The sequence below is a fragment of the Brevibacterium renqingii genome (assembly GCF_017808105.1).
GTDB lineage: Bacteria > Actinomycetota > Actinomycetes > Actinomycetales > Brevibacteriaceae > Brevibacterium > Brevibacterium renqingii.
In genome coordinates this window covers 390,995-413,741 of sequence record NZ_JADBHF010000001.1, presented here as the reverse complement: position 1 = coordinate 413,741, position 22,747 = coordinate 390,995, and the positions used below count along the sequence as shown (strand labels likewise).

The 22,747-nt window shown below is 67.6% G+C and carries 17 protein-coding genes and 1 pseudogene; 10 read left to right on the top strand and 8 right to left on the bottom strand.

The annotated features are described in order from the left end of the window. Window positions 1–136: 136 nt before the first annotated feature. Window positions 137–2,743, top strand: a complete 2,607-nt coding sequence (clpB, locus tag IHE57_RS01775) for an ATP-dependent chaperone ClpB (RefSeq protein WP_209370378.1) — start codon at window positions 137–139, stop codon at window positions 2,741–2,743. A 130-nt stretch (window positions 2,744–2,873) separates the two neighbouring features. Here clpB and IHE57_RS01770 read toward each other — a convergent pair whose 3' ends face one another. The 3 genes from IHE57_RS01770 to IHE57_RS01760 all read right to left on the bottom strand — a co-directional run bounded on the left by IHE57_RS01770 (window position 2,874) and on the right by IHE57_RS01760 (window position 6,190). Beyond that, window positions 2,874–4,115 (bottom strand): HTTM domain-containing protein, encoded by a 1,242-nt coding sequence (locus IHE57_RS01770; protein WP_366933824.1) that lies wholly within the window; start codon window positions 4,113–4,115, stop codon window positions 2,874–2,876. Then, window positions 4,105–4,893, bottom strand: a complete 789-nt coding sequence (locus IHE57_RS01765) for a DUF5819 family protein (protein ID WP_209324221.1) — start codon at window positions 4,891–4,893, stop codon at window positions 4,105–4,107. The genes IHE57_RS01770 and IHE57_RS01765 overlap by 11 nt, the downstream gene beginning before the upstream one ends. A gap of 109 nt (window positions 4,894–5,002) precedes the next feature. Then, window positions 5,003–6,190 (bottom strand): CaiB/BaiF CoA transferase family protein, encoded by a 1,188-nt coding sequence (locus tag IHE57_RS01760; protein WP_209370376.1) that lies wholly within the window; start codon window positions 6,188–6,190, stop codon window positions 5,003–5,005. 276 nt (window positions 6,191–6,466) lie between these two features. Between IHE57_RS01760 and IHE57_RS01755 the strand changes: the two are divergent. Both IHE57_RS01755 and IHE57_RS01750 read left to right on the top strand, forming a co-directional pair. Next, a pseudogene (locus IHE57_RS01755) lies at window positions 6,467–7,494 on the top strand (agmatine deiminase family protein). Between the two features lie 175 nt (window positions 7,495–7,669). Beyond that, on the top strand, window positions 7,670–8,083 hold the full coding sequence (locus tag IHE57_RS01750) for a hypothetical protein (protein WP_209370375.1): 414 nt from the start codon (window positions 7,670–7,672) through the stop codon (window positions 8,081–8,083). A gap of 107 nt (window positions 8,084–8,190) precedes the next feature. Here IHE57_RS01750 and cls read toward each other — a convergent pair whose 3' ends face one another. Further along, window positions 8,191–9,687, bottom strand: a complete 1,497-nt coding sequence (gene cls / locus IHE57_RS01745; protein WP_209370374.1) for a cardiolipin synthase — start codon at window positions 9,685–9,687, stop codon at window positions 8,191–8,193. A gap of 199 nt (window positions 9,688–9,886) precedes the next feature. Between cls and IHE57_RS01740 the strand changes: the two genes are divergently transcribed. Then, window positions 9,887–10,672 (top strand): NUDIX hydrolase, encoded by a 786-nt coding sequence (locus IHE57_RS01740; RefSeq protein ID WP_216629846.1) that lies wholly within the window; start codon window positions 9,887–9,889, stop codon window positions 10,670–10,672. A 60-nt stretch (window positions 10,673–10,732) separates the two neighbouring features. On the opposite strand, the gene IHE57_RS01735 is transcribed toward IHE57_RS01740, so the two are convergent. Further along, window positions 10,733–11,608, bottom strand: coding sequence for an enoyl-CoA hydratase-related protein (locus tag IHE57_RS01735; RefSeq protein WP_209370373.1), 876 nt, complete (start codon window positions 11,606–11,608; stop codon window positions 10,733–10,735). Window positions 11,609–11,712: 104 nt separating this feature from the next. Then, window positions 11,713–12,936: an MFS transporter gene (locus IHE57_RS01730; RefSeq protein ID WP_209370372.1), complete on the bottom strand. Its 1,224-nt coding sequence runs from the start codon at window positions 12,934–12,936 to the stop codon at window positions 11,713–11,715. Between the two features lie 207 nt (window positions 12,937–13,143). Between IHE57_RS01730 and IHE57_RS01725 the strand changes: the two genes are divergently transcribed. Both IHE57_RS01725 and IHE57_RS01720 read left to right on the top strand, forming a co-directional pair. After that, window positions 13,144–14,727, top strand: coding sequence for an FMN-binding glutamate synthase family protein (locus tag IHE57_RS01725; RefSeq protein ID WP_209370371.1), 1,584 nt, complete (start codon window positions 13,144–13,146; stop codon window positions 14,725–14,727). 182 nt (window positions 14,728–14,909) lie between these two features. Further along, on the top strand, window positions 14,910–15,479 hold the full coding sequence (locus IHE57_RS01720; protein ID WP_209370368.1) for a dienelactone hydrolase family protein: 570 nt from the start codon (window positions 14,910–14,912) through the stop codon (window positions 15,477–15,479). A gap of 7 nt (window positions 15,480–15,486) precedes the next feature. On the opposite strand, the gene IHE57_RS01715 is transcribed toward IHE57_RS01720, so the two are convergent. Further along, a complete protein-coding gene (locus tag IHE57_RS01715; protein WP_209370366.1) occupies window positions 15,487–16,290 on the bottom strand; it encodes a 3-oxoacyl-ACP reductase in 804 nt (267 codons plus the stop codon). Window positions 16,291–16,566: 276 nt separating this feature from the next. Here IHE57_RS01715 and IHE57_RS01710 point away from each other — a divergent pair, with 276 nt between their 5' ends. The 4 genes from IHE57_RS01710 to IHE57_RS01695 all read left to right on the top strand — a co-directional run bounded on the left by IHE57_RS01710 (window position 16,567) and on the right by IHE57_RS01695 (window position 22,531). After that, window positions 16,567–17,580: a hypothetical protein gene (locus IHE57_RS01710; RefSeq protein ID WP_209370364.1), complete on the top strand. Its 1,014-nt coding sequence runs from the start codon at window positions 16,567–16,569 to the stop codon at window positions 17,578–17,580. Between the two features lie 125 nt (window positions 17,581–17,705). Further along, window positions 17,706–18,734 carry a 3-oxoacyl-ACP synthase III gene (locus IHE57_RS01705; RefSeq protein ID WP_209370362.1) on the top strand — a complete coding sequence of 343 codons (1,029 nt, stop codon included), beginning with the start codon at window positions 17,706–17,708 and terminating at the stop codon, window positions 18,732–18,734. A gap of 8 nt (window positions 18,735–18,742) precedes the next feature. Further along, window positions 18,743–21,553, top strand: a complete 2,811-nt coding sequence (locus tag IHE57_RS01700; protein ID WP_209370360.1) for an alpha/beta fold hydrolase — start codon at window positions 18,743–18,745, stop codon at window positions 21,551–21,553. A 9-nt stretch (window positions 21,554–21,562) separates the two neighbouring features. After that, the gene (locus tag IHE57_RS01695; RefSeq protein ID WP_209370358.1) at window positions 21,563–22,531 is read left to right on the top strand and encodes an NAD-dependent epimerase/dehydratase family protein; all 969 of its coding nucleotides are present in this window, start codon (window positions 21,563–21,565) and stop codon (window positions 22,529–22,531) included. On the opposite strand, the gene IHE57_RS01690 is transcribed toward IHE57_RS01695, so the two are convergent. After that, window positions 22,519–22,746, bottom strand: coding sequence for a ferredoxin (locus IHE57_RS01690; protein ID WP_209370356.1), 228 nt, complete (start codon window positions 22,744–22,746; stop codon window positions 22,519–22,521). The genes IHE57_RS01695 and IHE57_RS01690 overlap by 13 nt on opposite strands. Window position 22,747: the final 1 nt, after the last annotated feature.

Here is a 22,747-nt window from a genome sequence, read left to right as displayed (position 1 = left end):
GCAGGCCGCGAGCGCGGGCACTTCTGGGACAAGGCTCTCATCTGATTTCAAAGTTGAGTGGAATAGACTCAACTTCATCGACGTTGTTCTTTTCGAGAGCTGATTTCAGCGAATGATTCTTCAGAAGGAGATGCGCATGGACGCACAGATGACAACCAAGTCCAGAGAGGCGCTGCAGGCGGCGGTCAACGATGTCGTGGCTCGGCACAACAATCAGATCGAGCCCGCCCACCTCGTCGCCGCCCTGCTGCAGCAGCCCGACTCGCTCGCTTCGAGCCTGCTGACCAAGGTCGGCGCCGAACCGCAGGCGGTCCTCACCGCGATCGAGACCGTCATCGGCGGGTTCCCCACCGTCAGCGGCTCCTCTGTGAGCCAGCCCAGCCTGTCCCGGGCCGGACTCGAGATGATGAACCTCGCGCAGGAGGAGATGACGGCGCTGGGCGATCAGTTCGTCTCGACCGAGCACCTGCTGCTCGCCGCGGCCGCCGGCAAGGAGGGCGCGGGCGATGCTCTGCGTGCCAACGGTGCCGGACGCGATGCCCTGGCCGCCGCCCTGCCGGATCTGCGCGGCGGGAAGAAGGTCACCTCGGAGAACCCCGAGGAGACCATGCAGTCGCTCGAGAAGTTCGGCATCGACCTCACCGCCACCGCGCGGGAGGGCAAGCTCGACCCGGTGATCGGCCGCGACAAGGAGGTGCGCCGTGTCGTGCAGGTGCTCTCCCGCCGGACGAAGAACAACCCGGTCCTCATCGGTGAGCCCGGCGTCGGCAAGACCGCCGTCGTCGAAGGACTCGCCCAGCGGATCGTCGCCGGAGACGTGCCCGAATCACTGCGGGACAAGACGCTCATCAGTCTCGATCTGTCGGCCATGGTGGCCGGGGCGAAGTACCGCGGTGAGTTCGAGGAGCGGCTCAAAGCCGTACTCGAGGAGATCAAGAACGCCGACGGTCAGATCATCACGTTCATCGATGAGCTCCACACGATCGTCGGAGCCGGTGCCGGAGGAGACTCCTCGATGGATGCCGGCAATATGCTCAAGCCGATGCTCGCCCGCGGCGAGCTGCGGATGATCGGCGCCACGACGCTCGACGAGTACCGCGAGAACATCGAGAAGGACCCCGCTCTCGAGCGCCGGTTCCAGCAGGTGTTCGTCGGTGAGCCGAGCGTCGAGGACACGATCGCGATCCTCCGCGGACTCAAGGAGCGCTACGAGGCCCACCACAAGGTGTCGATCAACGACGGCGCCCTGGTCGCGGCGGCGACGATGTCGAACCGGTACATCACCGGCAGGCAGCTGCCCGACAAGGCCATCGACCTCGTCGACGAGGCGGCCAGCCGGCTGCGGATGGAGATCGATTCGGCTCCGGTCGAGATCGATGAGCTCCGTCGTGCCGTCGACCGCCTGAAGATGGAGGACATGGCCCTGGCGAAGGAGACGGATTCCGCCTCGCTCGAACGCCTCGGCGCCCTGCGTGCCGATCTCGCCGACAAGGAGGAGCAGCTGCGCGGACTCGAGGCGACCTGGGAGTCCCAGCGCGCCGGCCTCAACCGGGTCGGTGAGCTCAAGACCAAGCTCGACGAGCTGCGGTCTGCCGCCGACCGCGCCCAACGCGACACGGACCTCGAGACCGCATCCCGTCTGCTCTACGGTGAGATCCCCGCCGTGCAGAAGGAGATCGCCGAGGCCGAAGCCGCAGAGGCTCAGGCCGAGGCCGGGCAGAACTCGGATCCGATGGTCTCCGACAAGGTCTCCGGCAACGACATCGCCGAGGTCGTCTCCTCGTGGACGGGGATTCCCGCCGGTCGCCTCATGCAGGGCGAGGTCGAGAAGCTGCTCGGGGCGGAGAACGTCCTCGGTCAGCGCCTCATCGGGCAGAAGGACGCCGTCGCCGCGGTCTCCGATGCCATCCGCCGCTCGCGGGCCGGTGTCGCCGACCCCGATCGCCCGACAGGGTCGTTCCTGTTCCTCGGCCCCACCGGCGTGGGCAAGACGGAGCTCGCGAAGTCGCTCGCGGACTTCCTCTTCGACGACGAGAAGGCGCTGATCAGAATCGACATGAGCGAGTACGGTGAGAAGCACAGCGTCTCCCGTCTCGTCGGTGCGCCTCCCGGCTACGTCGGCTACGACGAGGGCGGCCAGCTCACCGAGGCGGTGCGCCGTCGCCCGTACTCCGTGGTCCTGCTCGACGAGGTGGAGAAGGCCCATCCGAGCGTCTTCGACATCCTGCTGCAGGTCCTCGACGACGGTCGGCTCACCGACGGGCAGGGACGCACGGTCGATTTCCGGAACACCATCCTCATCCTCACTTCGAACCTCGGTTCGCAGTTCCTCGTCGACAGGTCACTGTCGAACGAGGAGCAGAGGGAGAAGGTCCTGGGCATCGTGCATTCGACGTTCAAGCCCGAGTTCCTCAACCGTCTCGATGACATCGTGCTCTTCGATGCCCTCAGTCAGGACGAACTCGCGTCGATCGTCGACCTGCAGATCGAGCACATGTCCCAGCGGCTCTCGGATCGCCGGATCTCCCTCGAGGTCACTCAGGGAGCCGAGGACTGGCTGGCACTCGAAGGCTACGATCCTGCCTTCGGCGCCCGTCCGCTGCGCCGCCTGGTCCAGCGCGAGATCGGCGACAAGCTGGCCCGGGCCCTGCTGGCCGGTGACGTCCAGGACGGAGACATCGTCGTGGTCGACCTGCCCGAGGATCCCGAGGCCAAGGGGCTGGAGCTGCGCCCGAAGCGGTGACGCGGCGCCTTCGTCGACGGCTCGGTCTGCGACGGAAAGCTCTGTATGCAAACAGAGCTTCCTGTCGCAGACCGAGCCGTCGACATGTCGGGAGCCGGACACCGCCGATGGTGAGCCGCGGAGCTGCGTTTCAGGAGCGCGACTTCGCGCCGGCACCGGCTTTCACGCCGTTCGAGCGGCGCTTGCTCCCTGTGGCACTCGCGGAAACGGACTTCGCGCTGTCCGGGCGCGGGGCCGATGACGCCCACCAGTGCCGCAGGTAGGCGCTGAGTTTCGCGAAGCTGCGGTCGCGGATGAAGATCGCGTCGACGGCGATCATCGTCAGCGAGAACCAGGGCAGGCCCATGAGCAGCGCGATCCCCAGGTGGAAGGAGAGGATGCCGAGCAGCGCGACGATCCGGGTGTAGCGGTTGAACAGCATGAACGGGAAGGCGCACTGGAAGAGGATCGACCCCCAGGAGATCGCCACCACCATCGGCCCCCAGGTGGTCACCAGGTCCGAGAGCACCGGCCAGGTGCCGAACTGCTGCGTGTGCAGCGGGTTGTACACGGCGAATCCGTGCTGCCACGCGGTGCCGCCGGCCTTGTACAGTCCCCCGGACATGTAGATCGCGCACACCTGGAAGGCGAGCACGACGATGGCGAGGTTGTTGGCCATGATCAGCGTCCACCGCCACGCTCCTCCGTCGGTTTCGGGGAACCTGCCGGCCCGGCGACGCCGGCGCGCGTCGAGCGACCATCGCCTGGTGGTGTCGGCGAAGAGGAGCGCGATCATGAACATGCGGTAGGCGTTGTCGCCCTGATCCCCGGCCCCGTCGTTGAGCTCGATGAAGCTCACCCACAGCACCAGGTAGATCGGCAGGACGATCCGCGTCCGCCAGCCGAGGATGATGACGACGGCCAGCAGTGCCAGGCCGATCATCATCGCCGTGAACAGCGGAGGCGTCGTCACTGCCCGGTGGAAGAGCGAGAACAGCCAGATGTTCGGGAAGTCGCTCTTCGGTTCGGCGATCTCGCCGTTCCAGGCGGCCCCCACACCGAAGGCGTAGTGCCGGGCGCTGAAGTTCGTGAGGATGAGGCCGAGCCCGGTGAGGCCGATGAGGATCCTCGTCACTGCCAGCCCGTAGGTGGCGTGGAAGCGGCCGGTGAGCATCTCCTCGAGCCAGCTCCAGCCGCGCGCAAGCTTCGTGCGCACCAGCGTGGTCAGCGGCACGAGCCCGATGTCGCTCGCGGAGTCCGTCGAGGAATCGGTTCCGCCGCCCCTCGCCGAGGCGGCCGGACCGGAGTGCCCCACCTCGGTCGCGGTGCCCGCTCCGCTGCCCGTCGATGTCATGCCCTCCCCCTCGTGCGGGGTCGTCTCATCACTGTTCACCGACGCACCTCACTTCGTCGGAGGAGCAGAAGTACTTCGTGAACTCCTCCTGGGACTGATGGTCTTCGACGACGAGCGCGCGCCATCCCACGGGAACCGGTTGGATGTTCGGGCGCTCGGCTCCCTTGTCGTTGCGCTCGGAGAAGGGCACCACGTTCTGACGGGCCGCCTGGTACTGGACGCGCTGCACGTCGTCACCCCAAATGGCCTTCGCCACCTGGGTCGCATAGGCCGTGGCCGTGTGCTCGTCCTCCAAATACGCCGCCACCGTGTTCTCCGGATCGTCGTACTCCTTGAGCTTCGTCTCCAGCCGGTCGACCGAATCATCGCCCTTGAAATAGTCGAGCTTGACGATCGCCTTCTGATCGTCGGGAAGCTCCTCCCAGGAGCCCTTGATGTCCGAGGCCACACCGATGCCCAGACCGGCCGAACGCGGCGGGAACAGCTTGTAGGTGGAGTGGTCGAGTTCGACGTCGGTGGCCCTGACCCACTCGGTGATCTCCTCACCGCTGTCGGTCCTGATCACCGCACGGACGTCGAAGTAGTAGTCGCCGTTGATCGGCTCGGGCGCGAACACGCTCCAGGACTGTCCCCACATCGGAATCATGTACTTGCTGAGCAGATCGCCCGGGATCACCTCCCGCATCGTCGAGGCAGGGGCGATCCACAGGAAGCTGGCGAAGAGGTGGAAGCCCGTGATCGCCATGGCGATCACCATCAGGGTCCGTTTCACCGCCGAACGTGGCCGAGGCGCGTCCTCGGTCGGCTTGTTGTCCATCTCGGTTCCGGATTCTCATCGACGTCTATGACAGCTGCCCTTCCCGAGACGGGCCCTGTCAGACTCGGTCCCGGCACCATCGGCGACAGCACACAGGGACAAGACTACTTCAGCCGCCGAGCGTGTCGCCCGAACGCAGCCACTCCTTGACCGCCTCGGTGCTCTCGCCCAAGGTCGGCGGGGCGAGTTCGTAGCTGGTCGGGGTCTCGGAGAGCCGGATCGGGTTGGCCACGGTGGGAATGACGCGATCGTCCGCACCCGCCTCGGCGACGGGCTCGAGACCCAGCGAGGTCGCCAGCTCCACGCCCTGGGCGATCGAGTTGATCGGCGCGCAGGGCAGACCCGCCTCGGTGAGGATGTCGAACCATTCCTGGTTCGTCTTCGCACTCAGCGCCTCGATCAGCTCGGGTTCGAGTTCGACGCGATGGACGTTGCGGTCGGCGAAGTTCGCGAAGCGAACGTCCTCGGCCCATTCGGGATGTCCGAGGATTCCGGCGAGCCGGGCGAACTGGTTGTCGTTTCCGCACGCGATGATGATCTGCCCCTCGGCCGTGGGCATCGGCTGGTAGGGGTAGAGGCTCGGGTGCGCATTGCCCATCGCCTGCGGCACCACCCCTCCGGCGACGTAGGCCGAGGTCTGGTTCGCCAGGCCGGAGAGCGCCGAGGACAGCAGATTCGTCTCGACCAGCTGCCCGACGCCCGTGTCCTTGCGGTGGGCGAGCGCGGCGAGGATGCCGACCGTCGTGTGCAGTCCGGTGATCACGTCGACGACGGCGACCCCGGCCTTGACCGGACCGGATTCCTGCGTGCCGGTGACGGACATGAACCCGGACAGCCCCTGGATGAGCAGATCGTAGCCCGGCAGCGGATTGTCGCGACCGAAACCGGTCACCGATGCGTAGACGATGCCCGGGTTCTCGGCCTTGACCGAGTCGAAGTCCAGCCCGTACTTCGCCAATCCTCCGGCTTTGAAGTTCTCCACGAGGACGTCGGCGCGCGCGGCCAGCTGCTGAGCGTATTCGAGGTCCTCGGGATCCTTGAAGTCGAGGACGACCGAATGCTTGTTCCGGTTCGCCGTGAGGAAGTACGTCGCATCGTCCCCTCGCCGAGGCGGGGCCCAATGACGTGTATCGTCGCCTGTCCTGCCCTCGACCTTGATGACCGTGGCCCCGAGGTCGGCGAGCATCATCGTCGCGTAGGGGCCGGCGAGCACCCGGGAGAAGTCGGCGACGATCGTTCCCGCCAGTGGCCCCGTCCCCCGCCGGCCGAATGATTCCTCTGCGTCCGCTGCTGACACCTGCTGCCTCCCTTGGCACGATCGACTTGCCTCTCCTCAGGCAGACTATACGGACTCACCTGCCCTCCCGCCCGACGGGGGTCGGTCCTGGTGAGGAACGGGGCGGTCCGGACTCGACGGCGACGGATTCCGGCCCGGCCCCGCAACGGTTTCCGTCGGCCGCCTCGGCGCGTGACTGGCTAGACTCGTCTGTACTGTTCGCACACCTCCATCCCGGGAGGCCGGCTCGGCCGTGGTCGACCGGGAACCGTCGAAGGGACAACGATGACGCTGCACATGCCCGCGGAGACCGCCGCCCAGGACCGCATCTGGATGGCCTTCCCGTCCTCCGGATACGCACTCGGCGAGACCGAGGCCGAGGCCGAGGCCGAAGCCGCGCGCTCCACCTGGGCCGCCGTCGCCCGCGCCACCAGCGAATTCACCCCGGTGACGGTCGTCGTTACAGAAGCCCAGACCGAGCATGCCAAGCGCCACCTCGGGGAGGGAGTCCGCCACCCGATCACCGTGGTCAACGCAGACCTCGACGATGCCTGGATGCGCGACATCGGGCCGAGCTTCGTCGTCGACGAGACGGGCGGCCTGCACGCGGTGGACTGGGTGTTCAACGGCTGGGGAGCGCAGGAGTGGGCGAAGTGGGATCATGATGAGCACATCGGCCGGTTCGTCGCGGACCTGGCAGGCACCCCGGTGGTGTCCTCACAGCTGCGCAATGAGGGCGGAGGGATCCACGTCGACGGCAAGGGCACGGTGCTGGCCACCCGCAGCGTGCAGCTCGACCCCGGCCGCAATCCCGGGATGAGCGAGGCCGAGGTCGAAGCCGAATTCGCACGCACCATCGGCGCGCAGAAGGTGATCTGGCTCGATCACGGGCTGCATCGGGACAATCAGACCTACGGCACGCGCGGACATGTCGACATCGTCGCCGCGATGCCCAGCCCCGGTGTCGTCCTCGTCCACGATCAGCGCAATCCGGACCACCCGGACTTCGAATTCAGTTGCCGGCTCAAGGAGCAGTTCGCCGCCGAGACCACTGCCGACGGAACCCCCTTCGACGTGGTGCCGCTCCCCGCCCCGAGGTGCTGCGCGACGACGAAGGCTTCGTCGACTACTCCTATGTCAATCATCTCGTCACCAACGGCGGGGTCATCGCATGCACCTTCGATGACCCGATGGACGCCGAGGCGGCCGCCGTGCTCGAGCGCGTGTATCCGGGCCGGAAGGTCGTCGGGGTCGATGCGCGCGAGCTCTACGCCCGTGGCGGCGGGATCCACTGCATCACCCAGCAGCAGCCGAGCGTGGGTTGAACGCAGCAGCCGAGCGTGGGCTGAGCGCGGATCTCTGCGTACCGCCTGACCTCGACACGGTATAAGCTGGTGAGGCAGGACACAGTCCCGTGCGCCGGTCACGCCGATGCCCGGATCTGTGTCGCGCATCAGTGCGGGAGACAGTGACGGCAAGCTGCGAAGAGGAGTTAGGACAATGAAGAAGAGATTGATTCTCCTGGCCGGTCTCGGAGTCGGATTCGTTCTCGGATCACGCACCGGACGCCAGAGCTACGAACGGCTCAAGGCGCAGGCGCAGGAGCTGTGGACCGACCCTCGCGTCCAGGGCACCGTCGAGAAAGCCAACCAATCGATCCGTGAGAAGTCCCCGGCCGTCGCCGATGCCGTGCAGACCGCCGCCGACAAGGTCAATGCCGCCGCGGCCACCGGTGCCCCCGTGTCCGAGTTCGACGGTGATGAGGACGACCAGATCTCGGTGAACGGGCCTTCGTCGACGGGATCCTCGCCGAAGATCGAGCACACGTCTGCGTCCGAGGCCCGGGACTCGGTCGGTGATCCGGCGCGCCACCTCGATGACGAAGGGCCCGGCGGCGTCGCCGACGACGACTGATACACGCGTCGCCCACCGCGACGCTCGCTGTGTGGGCACGCGGCATCGCTCACCGAACCACGCATCGCTCGCTGTGCGGGGCGTCGCTGCTTCGAACCGCGCCCGGATCAGAGCAGCGAACTCGTCAGTCGCGCCACGTTCTCCACGTACTTCTTCAACAGCGGTCGATCGGCCCATTCCTCCGCGTCGAGTTCGACGGAGTTCGGTGCGTAGCGCTCGGCCTCGAGCTCGTACATCCGCTGGGTGAATCCCTTGTTGACGATGAACATCGTGACCTCGAGGTTCATCGCGAACGAACGCTCGTCCATGTTCGACGAACCGATGATCGACACCTCGTCGTCGATGATGAGGAACTTCGAATGCAGCACAGTCGGAGCGTGGTACATGAAGATCCGCACCCCGGCCCGGACGAGCTCGTCGTAATAGGACTGCTGCGCCCTGTGGGTGAGCCAGTGATCGCCCGTCTCGCCCACGTACAAGCGCACCTCGACGCCGGACCGGGCCTCGGTGGTCAGCGCGTGGAGCAGCGACTCATCGGGGACGAAATACGGTGAGCACACGACCACGCTGCGATTCGCGTTGTAGATGAGATGGTTGAATAGACGCAGATTGTTCTCGTCCTCGAACCCCGGCCCCGAGGGCACGACCTGGGCCTGGATGCCGCCGGACTCGGGAGCCTCGAGGTCGAAGCCGTCGGGTTCGTCGACGATCTCGTCGGTCTCCGAATACCAGTCGGTGACGAACACGGCGTCGAGCTCCTCGACGACCGGACCTCTGCATTCGAGGGACAGGTCCTTCCACTGGAATCCCTTCCGCAGGTTGCGACGCTTGTTGTAGGACCGGTCGATGATGTTCTGCGAACCGGTGAACGCGACGTCCCCGTCGACGACGAGGATCTTGCGGTGATTGCGCAGGTCAGGGCGTTGGTACTCACCTCGCCAAGGGCGGATCGGCAGTGCCCGCCGCCACCGCACGCCCGAGGCGTTGAGCTGTTTGACCAGCTCCGAGTAGCCCGGATAGCCCAGCGATCCGAGATGATCGATGAGGATGCGCACACTGACTCCGCGCCGATGCGCGGCCAGCAGCGAATCGAGCAGCCGCCTCGTCGTGTCGTCGATGGCGACGATGTAGAACTCGAAATGGACGAACTTCTCCGCCCGGTCGACGGCATCGGCCATGGCCTCCATGCAGGCGTGATTGTCGACGTGCAGCTCGAAGTCGTTGCCGTGGATCATCGGCAGGGCACCGAGGTCGAAGTTGAGCTGTGCGGCCGTGCTCAGCGGTTCGGACATATGGTCCCGCTGCCCGATGATCGCCCGGTTGCGCAGCTGATCGCGGATGAGGTCGTTGATCTGGGACTGCTTGTCCCGACGCCGTTTGGGCAGCTTCGCCGACCCCAGCAGCACGAAAGCCAGGATGCCGACATAGGGGATGAGGAAGATGGCCAGCAGCCAGCCCAGGGCGACCGAGGGCTTCCGATTGTGCGGAATCCAGCCGAGAGCGATGATGCGGATCACGAGGTCGCTGAGCACGAGAACGAAGATCAGCCAATTCGGCCAGGCCTGGTCGATCGTGAAGAGCGGATAGATTCCGAAATTGCCCATGACTCGCCCGTTCAGCCCCGCCCTCGTTCGTCGCCGGTTGGGTTCCTCACCTCAGGTTGAGGATCTCGCATTGCCTCCCATCGTATCCTGTCTGCGACCACGCGCATCCATGCCCATGCCCTCTGACCACGGATGTCGCTCACTTCACGGACTCGGCCCGGCCCCGACGGCCGTCGTGTGGGACCGCTCAGGACGGGGCATGTCCACCCCACCGTCGAACGTCCCGACGGTCGCGGGCATACTGGGAGACAACGACAAACAGGTGAGAGCGAAGGTGCTGAGCGTGATCCGAGACATCAAGCCCGAGGGCTCCGACCCTTCGGACCTCACCGACATCGCCAGCCGTGATCGCGTCGTCGCCGACGCCGCAGCGGTGCCGGTCAGGCCCGCCGTCAGCGTGCTCATGCTCCGGGACGGACGCGAGGGCCTCGAGGTCTTCATCCAGCATCGGGTCTCGACGATGGACTTCGCCGCCGGCGTCGTCGTCTTCCCCGGCGGCCGGGTCGACCCCATCGACGTCGAGACCGCCCCGTCGCTCACCGTCCCCGATCCCGCGGCGCACGCCTCCGCATGGTCGCAGTCGGCCATCGCCGAGGAGTCCGAGGGCTGGCGTGTTCTGCTCGCCACTGCTGCGCGTGAGGTCGAGGAGGAGACGGGTGCGGTGCTCGACCCGACCGGGCTGCGCCCCTGGGCGAATTGGGTGACCCCGCTGGGTCTGCCCAAGCGCTTCGACACCTACTTCTATGCGATCGCGGCCTCCGAGGTCGTCTCCGCCCAGCATCAGACGACGGAGGCCCACACGAGCGAATGGCGCTCGGTGACCGGAATCCTCACGGATGAGGGCGAAGGGCACCTCAAGCTCATGCGTCCGACGTTCGTGCTGCTGCGTGAGCTCGCCGACTTCACGACCGTCGCCGAGGCGCTCGCGGCCGAGCGGATCATCGATCCCGTCCGTCCGGAGTTCCCTTCCCGACGGGGCTCCTGAGTTCGGCTCTTCCCGCGACGGGTCCTGCTTCCCCGGTCACCGTCGGCTCCGCGCGGCGCCTCAGCCCTTCGCGCGGGCCTTCATCGCGGCCAGGCGCTCGGCCACGACCTGCTTCTGCTCCTCTGTGCCCAGCAGCTGGGCCAGGGCCTCCTGCTCGGCGTCGAGTCCGGTGCTCAGCTCGGACTCGTACGACAGGTCGACCAGCCGCTTCGCCCAGACGAGCGCCGATCGGGACCCTCCGGCGATCCGCCCCGCCAGGTCGAGGGCCCTGGCGACCGGGTCCTCGGCGATCTCCTCGACGAGACCGATGCGCAGCGCCTCCTCGGCGCCGATCGTGTCGGCCGTGACGATGAGCTTCTTCGCCTGCGCGGGTCCGACCAGCCGCGGCAGCAGCTGCGTTCCGCACATATCGGGGATGATGCCCCATCTGAGTTCCATGAGCGAGAGCTTCGCATCGTGTCCGGCCACGCGCATGTCCGCACCCAGCGCGATCTGCATCCCGCCGCCGAGCGCGGCTCCGCGGACCGCAGCGATGACCGGAACCTCGACGAGCGACCAGATGTGCACGGCCTTCTGGGCCAGGGCGCGAGCGGAACCGAGGCGGGTCCCCACCTCGACTGCATCGGCCACGGCGGCTCCGGACCTCGCACCGCTGTCGGTGTCGGACTCCTCTTCGGAGGTGGAGCGGGTCGCGGCCCCGGCCTCGGCGATCCAAGCGAGTTCGGTGAAGTCGAGGCCGGCGCTGAAGGCGCGACCCCGGCCGGACAGCACCACGGCCTTGACCTCGGGCGCCTCCTTGAGCGCCAGTCCCGCCTCGACGAGGTCTTCGAAGACCTCCCGGGTGAGGGAATTGAGTTTCTCGCCGCGGTCGATCTCGACGTGGGCGACGCCTTCAGAGATCGCGTAGACGACGGTCGAATGGGTGGTCTGGGGCATGGGCGGGCCTTTCGGTGGCGGGACCGGCAGAGGGACGTCCGGCGTCAGTATCGCGGAGACCGGCCGCAGCGGGCCCGACGGGGTCAGCGGCCCTGAACAACCGATCAGCTGCGTTTCTTGAACCCTATCGGAGCACCGGTCAGCGTCAAGACCAGGACCGTGACGAGGGACGCCGCGCACATCGCTACGACGCCGGGCCAGGCGAAGCCGACGAAGAGGACCGCTGACAGCCAGGCGCCGAGACTCGTGCCGAGGTAGTACACAGTGAGGTAGATGGCCGCCGAGCGGGTCGAATCGACTCCGGGTCGGGAGGCGCTGGCGGCCGCAGAGGCTCCGGTGTGGCCGAGGAAGAACCCTGCCGTCAGCAGCGACATGCCTCCGATGATGGCCGGCAGGGAGTCGATGAGAGTGATGCTCGCTCCGGCGAGCGCGACGACCATGCCGACGAGGGTGAGGCGGGTCCGGGAGTATTTCGTGGCCAAGCGGCCGTAGTAGGTGGTGACGACGGTGCCGACGAGGTAGATAAGGAAGAACAGCGCGACCGCGCCCTCGCTCATCCTCCAGGGATCCTGCTGCAGGCGGGTGCCGAGCATGGTGAAGGATCCGCCGAAGACGATCATGCACAGGAATCCGGTGAGGTAGATCCGCCACAGGCCTCCGCGCAGCGGAATCACTCGCCGAGGCGGTCGGGCGTCGGTGGAGCTGTCGGCCGTCCTCGTCTCATGAGCGGACCGGCTGCGAGCCGTCGAGAAGAGGTCGTGGCGCAGCAGCCAGACGACGATGAGGCCCAAGAGCAGGGAGACGGCAGCTGTGAAGGCGAGGCCGCCGTGCCAGCCGAGCACTTCGGAGGCCAGGCCGGTCAGCAGCCGCGAGCACAGTCCGCCGATCGTGTTGCCGGCGATGTAGACCCCGATCGCCCCGGGCAGGGCCGCCGAGGGCAGCCGCAGGGAGAGGTAGGCCATCGCCGTCGCCGGCACCGAGGCGATGGCCGCTCCCTGGAGGAAGCGGACGGCGATGAACAGTTCCGGGGTCGGTGTGAAGGGCAGGACGAGGGCGAGGATCGCAGCCGCGATCACGCCGGCGCCGATCTGCCGCGCGTGCCCGATGCGCGGGGCCAGCATCGAGAACGGGACGAGGAAGACCGCCATGGCCACATTCGTCGCCGAGACGGTCAGGCTCGCCGTCGGGCCGTCGATGCCGTAGGCCCCGCGGATGGCCGGCAGCAGCCCTTGGGTCTCGTAGAGGACGAGGAAGACGGCGACGCCGGCGAGGAAGACAGCAGCGACGGTTCGCCGAGTGCTCGTCGGACTCGGCTCGTCAATGCTCATGGGCTCAACGCTATGCCCGCGGGGACCGCGACCCCAAACGATTCCACGGCCTGACGCGTGTGAGACCGACCACCGCCCGTCCGGTGCGCCTCAATGAGCTGAGCGCGATGTCTCTGCGGCCGGTTCCGGGCCTTCTCAGGCCTGCCTTTCCTGAAATCTGCGCGTCCCCGGTCTAGGCTCGAGACCAGGACAGTCCAAGGAGGCACAATGAAAAGGCAATTCCCCATTGTCCGGATCGCCGGCGGCGACTCGACAGGCAAGCAGGTCGCGAGCCTGGCTGCGGCCGCCTCGGCGCTCGGACTCGGCGCGCTCGCGGCATGGGATCTGGTGCAGAAGAAGCATTCGATCCTGCGCAACTACCCTGTCGCCGGACACGCCCGGTTCCTGCTGGAGTCGATCCGTCCGGAGATCCAGCAGTATTTCATCGAACGCAACTGGGACGGGCGTCCCTTCAACCGTGACACCCGCACCACCATCTACGAGCGGTCGAAGGGCACTCACTCCGAGCACGCATTCGGCACCGAACACGATGTCGAACGCCCCGGCTACGAGGCGCTCATGCACTCGAACCGCCCGATCGCCAACCCTCCGCGGCCGCCGCGCGTGCGCATCGGCGGCGAGGAATGCACGCAGCCCTATGACATCTCGCTGCTCAACGTCTCGGCGATGAGCTTCGGCTCGCTGAGCAACAACGCCGTCCGCGCGCTGAACAAAGGCGCGACGATGGGCGGATTCGCCCACGACACCGGCGAGGGTTCGATCTCTCCCTACCATCGCGAACACGGCGGCGACCTCATCTGGGAGCTCGGCACCGCGTACTTCGGCGCGCGCACTCCCGACGGCGCGTTCGACCCCGAGGTCTTCGCTGAGAAGTCGCAGGACCCGCAGGTCAAGATGGTCTCCCTCAAACTCTCACAGGGCGCCAAGCCGGGCATCGGCGGTGTGCTGCCCGGGACGAAGGTCACCGAGGAGATCGCTGAGATCCGGGGCATCCCCGTGGGCAAGACCTGCATCAGCCCGCCCGGACACAGCGTGTTCTCGACCCCGGTCGAGCTGCTGCAGTTCATTCGGAGGATGCGCGAACTCTCGGGTGGCAAACCCGCCGGCTTCAAGCTCTGCGTCGGCTCGCGCACGGAGTTCCTCTCGATCGTCAAGGCGATGGTCGAGACCGAGATCCTGCCGGACTTCATCATCGTCGACGGCTCCGAAGGCGGCACCGGAGCCGCCCCGCTGGAGTTCGAGGACAATGTGGGGCTGCCGCTGACCCAGGGGCTGATGATCGTGCACAACGCGCTCGTCGGGGCCGGGCTGCGCAAGAAGATCAAGGTCGGCGCCTCGGGCAAGATCGCCACCGGCACCGATATCGTCAAACGACTCATCCAGGGCGCGGACTTCACGAACTCGGCGCGGGCGATGATGATGGCCGTCGGCTGCATCCAGGCCCAGGTCTGCCATACCGGCAAGTGCCCGGTCGGAGTCGCCACTCAGAATCCCAGGCGCGTGCGCGCCCTCGATGTGCCCGACAAATCCGAGCGCGTGAAGAACTACCACCACGCCGTCGTCGCCGAGGCGACCCGTCTCATGGCGTCGATGGGCGCGTCCGGCCCCGAGGAACTGGAGCCGACCATGCTGCGCCGGAACATCTCCGAGTCCGATTCGTGGTCCTATGCTCGCATCTACGACTGGCTGAAGCCCGGCGAGCTGCTGGGCAATCCGCCCGAGGAATGGGCGGCGGATTGGGAGACCGCCCGCGCCGATTCCTTCACCATCCCTCGCGGCCACAGCCGCTGAGACGGCGGTGGGGCGGGGTCGCTTCGACGGTGGGGCGGGGCCGCCTCGGCGGTGGGACGCAGGCACTGAGCGCGACCGCCTCAGCGAAGGGGCGCTGGCGCTGAGCGCGGCCGCCTCGGCGAACGACTCCGCCCCGCCACCCAGGCCGCACCGATCCACGTTCCCTGTTGTGAGGATTTCCTATGAGCACCCTCGTTCTGCTCCACTCCGCCCTGGGCCGCACCCCCGGCATGGATGCCATCGCCGAACACTTCACCGCGGCCGGACACACGGTCCACACGCCCGACTTCTACGAAGGCAGGACCTTCACCACCGCCGAGGCCGGAGTGAGCCATTCCCAGGAGGTCGGGTTCTCGACCCTGGTGGACCGAGTGAGAGACGCCTGCGCTGACTTCGGTGACGAGCTCGTCTACGGCGGGTTCTCGCTCGGAGCGGCGATCGCGCAGCAGATGGGCAAGAACGATCCACGGGCCAGGGGCGTCCTGCTCTTCCACGGGGGCGGCTTCCCCAAGCCGACCCGGTGGCAGGCGCAGGTCCCCGTGCAGGCCCACTTCGCCGTCGACGACGACTGGCGCAGCCCCGGGACGGTCGAGACGCTGATGGAGTCGGCGACGCGGGCGGGAGCCTGCGCCGAGCACTTCCTCTACCCCGGCGGCACGCACCTCTTCAGCGACCCCACGACTGCCGACTACCGCGAGGACAGTGCCGAACTCCTCTATGAGCGAGCCCTCGCCTTCCTCGCCCGCGGCTGAGTCCCTCTCACCCCATGACGAGGCCGTTGTCGACGATGAGGTTCTGGCCAGTCACCGCGCGGGAGGCCGGGGACGCGAAGAACACCACCGCTGAGGCGAACTCCTCCGGGGTGGTCACCCGCCGCAGCGCGCTGGCCGCGGCGATCTGCTCGAAGACGGCCTCGGGAGTGGCCGAGGAGGCGTCCGTGGTCCGCAGCAGGCCTCCGGAGACCATGTTCACCCGCACCCCAGCGGGCCCGAGGTCCTTGGCGAACGTCCTGGTCAGAGACAGAAGCGCCGCCTTGCTGGCGGTGTAGTCGTGATACGGCACGACCGGGTCCTGGAACAGGTTGGTCCCGATGTTGATGACTCGTCCGGACCCGATCTTCCGAAATCCGTGCATCGCGGCCTGGATCGTATTGACCGCGCCCTCGACCGAACCGCGGAACTGATCGGCGAAGTCCGAGTAGTCGATCTCGTCGGCCGTCTGGCGCTCATCACCGTTGAACGAGAAGTCGACCAGCGCATTGTTGACCACCGTGGACACGGGAGCACCGAACTCGGCGGCCGCCGCTTCGAACATCGCGTCGACGGCTCGCGAATCGGTGACATCGGCCTCGACGGCCACGGCACGTCCCCCGCGAGCGCGGACCGCCTCGGCGAGTTCCTCTGCCGCTTCGGCGGAATAGCGGTAGTTGACGACGAGCGCGGATCCTTCGGTCGCGAAGGCCTTCGCGACTGCCGCGCCCAGGCCGCGACCGGATCCTGTGACGAGGACGACCTGCTCGTCCAGGGGCAGGGCCTCGGAAGTGAATGCCTGGGCGTTGCTCATCACGTGTCTCCTTCGAACGTCGGTGGGCGGATCCGGCGGACCCGCTCCCAGCCTACCCATGAAACCGATGCCGCTGGTCGGAGCCGGTGCAGCGGCCCGAATCCCGCCCACGCTGGGGCCGGCTTCGGGCCGGTGACCACCCCCTCTGCGACCCGCATCCCGCCCACGCTGCGCGCCGGAGGAACGAGCGTCGGATGCCCGAGAACGTGCCAGGAGCGGAAAGAGTCCATAGACTGAACGAACGACCACCACCGCCCATCCCAGGAAGTCACCCTCATGAACGAGCTCGGCGCCGGCATCTCCATCGGAGTCCTCGCAGCACTCGTCGTCTTCGTCGTCTACCTCATCGCAGCGAAGCTCGGACGTTGGCAGCCACGGCCCCGGCCGGGCGGGCCGGGAGCACAGGGCGGCTACCCGCAGGACCAGGGCGGGTACGGACAGGACGGCTACACGCAAGCCACACCTCCCTGGAGCAGTGAGGACGAGACCCGCGTGCTGCCGAGCAGTGCGCGCGGCTACGACGACGCCTACGGGCGGGATGCCGAACTGCCCCGAGCGACGAAGGCCGAACTCGCTAAGAACATCCAGCACTCGGGCCAGATGGTCGAGGCGAACCGGCGCGCCGCCACAGCCTCGAACGGCGACACCTTCGCCGTGTTCACCTATATCTTCGGCGCCGCGCTCATCGCCGTCGTCGCCTTCGTGTTCTTCAACAACCTCCTGCTCCCGGCCACCATCGGCGCCCTGACCGGAGCCATCATCTGCGTGGCCCTGTCGGCGACCTACACGCTGAAGTCCCTGGAGTTCTGGCCGGACAACGCGACGATCACGATCATCAATCTCATCGTGGCCCTGGCGGCGTCGGTCTTCATGTACATCGGGTCCGTGCAGACTCAGCGCGACGGCATCAGCCTGAAGACGATCACCGACTCCTTCGACGCGCTGCCCTTCAGCGAGGGCTTCTCCGCCTTCGCCGTGGCCATCGGCGATCGGGTCGTGACCTTCTTCAAGGACTTCGGCTTCCTCGGCTTCGTCTTCCTGCTGTTCATGGGCATCGGCTGCGTCATCGTCGTCACCCTGGCGGCGAAGTCCCTCATCGACGTCATGGACTGGCGGATCTTCGCCCAATTCGGACGCTTCGTCACCGATCGGCCGATGTCCTATTCGCGTGCCGTGCGCTTCCAGACGTCCAAGGTCTCGCACACCGTGACCTCGATCGTTCTCGCCGTCATCGCGGTCCTGGCATCCACCGGAATGCTCTATGACGGCTTCACCTGGTTCACACGCTGATGAACATCTCAGAAACCGGGCGCTAGGATAGATCCCGGAAATCCCCCGTCGAGTCGCGCCTCGCGTGCGTCCCTGCGGCCCAGACTGACACTGACGAACTACCCGAAGAGGGATGAGTACCTCAATTGGCGAACGGCAACGCAACATTTCGGCACTCGAACGTGGCCCTGCTCGGCCTGACCGAGACACTGGCCCCGAACGAAGTGACCTCTCAGGAATTCGACGAGCGTCTCGCCGATACGCTGTCCTCCCTCAGCCTGCCGCAGGGTCTGCTCCAGCGGGTCGCCGGCGTGTACGCGCGCCGCAACTGGGACGAACCCCATCAGTTCGCGGACGGCGCGATCGCCGCCGGCAGGAGGGCCCTCGCCGAGTCGGGGGTGTCCGCTGAGGCGATCGGCCTGATGGTCAACACCTCGGTCACTCGTGAGCACTTGGAGCCGTCCGTGGCCGTCGGGGTGCACGCGGGCATCGGTCTCGGCCCGCAGGCGATGAACTTCGACATCGCCAACGCCTGCCTCGGCTTCGTCAACGGCATGACCCTGGCGGCGAACATGATCGACGCCGGACAGATCGAATACGCCCTCGTCGTCGCCGGCGAGGACGCCTCCCGAGTGCAGGAGGCGACGCTGCGCCGACTCAACCGGCCGGAGATCACGCGTGAGGAGTACCTCAACGAGTTCGCCTCCCTGACCCTGGGCTCCGGGGCCGCTGCCGCCGTTCTCGGCCCCGCCGACAAGCACCCGGAGGGCCACCGCGTCCTCGGCGGGATCACCCGTGCGGCCACCCAGCACCATGCACTGTGCGTCGGTGACCACAACGGCATGTTCACCGACACCAAAGGTCTGCTCTCCGGGGGTATGGAACTCGTCGTCGCCGCCTGGGAAGAGGCCCACGAGTCCGGGTGGGACTGGCGGGAGATGGACCGCTATGTCATGCACCAGGTCTCCGATGTGCACACGAATTCGATCACCAAGGCCGCGGGCCTCGATCCCGACCGGATCCCCGTCAGCTATCCCGAGCTGGGCAATGTCGGCCCCGCCTCCCTGCCCATCACCCTGTCCCGTGAGGCCGAGAGCCTCCGGCCGGGCGACCGCATCCTGTGCATGGGTGTCGGCTCCGGCCTCAACACCGCGATGACCGAGATCGAGTGGTAGACGCTTCAATGAGATTTCCTGCACGGCCGGCTCAGGCTCCCCCGCAGCTGCCCGAGTGGGACCCCGCCTGGTCCCGGATCGTCGAGGCAGCGACCACCGGCGGAACGCATGCGTTCCACGTGCTCGACACCCTGCCCGCCCTCCGCGCGGCCGGTGTGGAGCCGGCGGGCACGATCGTCGCCCTGCACGGCAACCCGACGTGGTCGTATCTGTGGCGTCGGCTGGCCCGCGCCACCGTCGAGGCCGCCCGTTCTGGCGGCCGCGCCTGGCGGCTCATCGCACCCGACCAGCTCGAGATGGGCTTTTCCGAACGGCTCGCGCATGAGGCGATGCCGACGCCGAAGTCCCCCGAGGTGCGCCGCATCCGCGACCGCATCGCCGACTTCGACGCCGTCGTCACGACCCTCTTCGCCGAGGCGGCCGGAAGCGCGTACGCCGGCGGCGCTGCATCCGCTGCCGGGTCGTCGGTCACCGAGGCGGCCGGAACCGGACCCGAAGAGCATCCGATCGTGACGATCGGGCACGACTGGGGCGGTGTGCTCTCCCTGGGCTGGGCGGCCCGCAACACCGACATCGTCTCGGCCGCGATCAGCCTCAACACCGCCGTCCACCAGCCCGAGGATGCCCCGGTGCCCGCTCCGCTGCGCGCCACCCTCGCCGGCCCCATGCTGCCCACGGCCACCGTCGTCACCGACTGGTTCCTGCGTGTGACGCTGCGCCTCGGCGATCTCGATGCCGACACCAGGAATGCGTTCCGTGCCCCCTACGAAATCGCGCAGGACCGGTGGGCGATCGGCAGCTTCGTCGCTGACATCCCGGTCGATGCGAACCATCCCTCGGATTCCGAGCTGCAGCGCATCGGTGACGACATCGCCGCCTTCGACAAGCCGGCCCTGCTCGTCTGGGGGCCGAAGGATCCGGTTTTCCTCGAACGCTATCTGCGGGATCTGCGCCGCCGCCTGCCGCAGGCCGATGTGCACCGCTTCGAGACGGCCTCGCACCTCGTCAGCGAAGACCACGACGTCGCCGGCCTCGTCCTCGACTGGCTGAGTGCCCGGTTCGACACCGACGTCGAGGTGCCGGACCGCACCGAGACGAACCCTGCGAAGGGGTCGTCGGAGCGTTCGAGCACAGCCGCCGCGGCGCGGGGTGCCAGCGCCGCGGACATCCGCGCGGTGACGACGATCCTCGACGCCCGCCGTGGCGACGAGTCGATCGCCTCGGTCGATTTCGCGCAGAACCCCGCCCAGCAGATCTCCTGGCGCCACCTGTGGCACGTCACCACGTCGATCGCGAACGGGCTGCTCGACCTCGGCGTGAAGCCCGGGGACCGGGTGTCGATGCTCGTACCGCCGGGCAACAACCTCACCGCCGCGCTCTACGCCTGTCTGAAGATCGGTGCGGTCGCCGTCGTCGCCGATGCCGGGCTCGGCCCGCGGGGAATGACCCGGGCGATCACCTCGGCGGATCCGCAGTGGATCATCGGGGAGCTGCCCGGCCTCACCCTGGCGCGCGCCTTCGGCTGGCCGGGCCGGCGGATCTCCGTCAGCCCGCTCGGGCCCGTCCGCTCCCGCCTGTTCTCAGCGGAGACGAGTCTCACGGAACTCTCCCTTTCCGCCCACCGGACCGAACTGCCCACGCCGGCGGCCGATGATGATGCGGCGATCCTCTTCACCTCCGGATCGACCGGTCCTGCCAAGGGCGTGCGCTACACCCACGCCGACATCTCCGCACTGGCGGCCGTCCTGACCAGGGTGTTCGATGTCCGTGAGGGCACAGGTCTGGTGGCCGGGTTCCCTCCCTTCGCACTGCTCGGCCCTGCCATCGGGGCCACCTCGGTGACGCCGGACATGTCCGTGACGAAGCCGAAGACGCTGACCGCGAGCGCGATCGCCGATGCGATCATCGCCGGACGGGCGACCATGGTCTTCGCCTCCCCCGCCGCCTATCGCAACGTCGCCGCGACCGCTTCGGCGCTGGACGCCGATCACCGCGCGGCCTGCGACCGGGTCGAACTCGTGCTCTCGGCCGGCGCACCGGTGCCGCTCGAGCTCATGGACGCCATCGCAGGGGTGTTCCCCAATGCGAGCATCCACTCTCCATACGGCATGACCGAAGGACTGCTGCTCACCGACATCGACCGCGCAGGCGTGGCCGAGGCCGATGCGACCGGCGGCCTCGGAGTGTGCGTGGGACGGCCGATCGACGGCGTCGAACTCGCTTTGGCCCCGATCGACGACGCGGGCGACTCCGCCGATGAGCTGGTGCAGGGGCCGGAGGCGCGGAACCGCCTCGGCGAATTCGTCGTCAGCGCCGCCCATATCAAGTCCGGCTACGACAACCTCTGGCGGACCACCGCCGATTCCGCCCGCGATGGCCTGAAGGGCCTGCACTGGCACCGGACGAACGACATCGGTCACATCGACGACGCCGGGCGAGTCTGGCTCGAGGGACGTCTGCAGCACGTCGTCACGACCGCGTGCGGGCCCGTCGGTCCCGGCGGCCTCGAAGCGCTCATAGATGCCGACGCCGAGGTCAGCCGCAGTGCCGTCGTCGGGATCGGCCCCATCGGGACTCAGGTCCTGGTGGCAGTGCTCGACTCCGAGGGGACGTCGCTGTCCCCCGGGCTGGCGCCTCTGGAGCTGACCGCCCGACTGCGTGAACAGGCGGCACGGACAGGCGGCCATGATCTCGCGGCGGTGCTCGTCGCCCCGGAGTTCCCCACAGACATCCGCCACAATTCGAAGATCGACCGCTCCCGGCTCGCGGCCTGGGCCGACAGTGTCCTGGCCGGTGGGCCGGTGCGCGGGAGAGTCTGAGGAGCTGAAGTGAGAATCACCGTCACCGGAGCCTCCGGGCTGCTCGGTTCGTCCGTCGCGCACGCACTCGTCTCCGCCGGTCACGAGGTCACGACCCTGCAGCGCCGCCCCTCCGGAGTCTCAGGCGCCACCGATGTTCTCGGCTCCGTGACCGATGCGGCCGCGGTCGAGCGGGCCGTCGACCGTGTCGAGGCGGTCGTGCACCTGGCTGCGAAGGTCTCGATGATGGGCGATCCCGAGGATTTCGAGGCCGTGAACATCGGGGGCACGCGGAACCTCGTCGACGCGGCCCGGGCCGCCGGTGTGCCGCGTCTGGTCCACATCTCCTCCCCGTCGGTGGCGCATACGGGTACCTCGATCATCGGGGACTCGGCTGAACCGGCCTCTCCGGAGTTCGCCCGCGGCGAGTACGCACGGACGAAGGGAGCCGGAGAGCGCATCGCACTGAATGCGGACTCACCGGACTTCCGCGTGCTCGTCCTCCGCCCGCACCTCATGTGGGGTCCGGGTGACACTCAGCTGACGGAGCGGGTCATCGACCGTGCCCGCTCGGGCCGGATGCCGGTTCTCGGATCGGGCGCGGCGCTCGTCGACACCCTCTTCGTGGACAATGCCGTCGAGGCGATCGTCGCTGCCGTTTCAGCCGTCGACAGAGTCCACGGCGAGTCTCTCGTCGTCACGAACGGTCAGCCGCGGCCGATCGGCGAACTGATGTCACGCATCGCCATCGCCGGGGGTGCGGCAGAGCCGAGACTGCGCATTCCCGTGGCACCGGCTCTGGCCGCCGGCTCGCTGGTCGAGCGAGTGTGGGAGCTGGGCGAGCACGGTGATGAGCCGCCGTTGACGCGTTTCCTCGCCGAGCAGCTCTCGACGGCGCACTGGTTCGATCAGCGGCGGACGCAGGAGGTCCTGGGCTGGCGACCACGGGTGAGCATCGAAGATGGCCTGGAGAAGCTGGCCCGCCACTACCGAGACTGATCACCGGCCGGGACGTCATTCTCGTCAACCTGAATCGCCTTCGACGGGCACAGGTACTCCGCGCTCCGGACTGCCTCGTGCTGGGTCTCGGGCGGCGCGGGATCGTCCAGTTGGGCGAAGCCGAAGTTGTCCTCCGGGTTCGAGAACACCTCGGGGGCGACGAACCCGCAGTTGCCTGAGGCCACGCACATGCTCGAGTGCAGGGTGATCTTCATC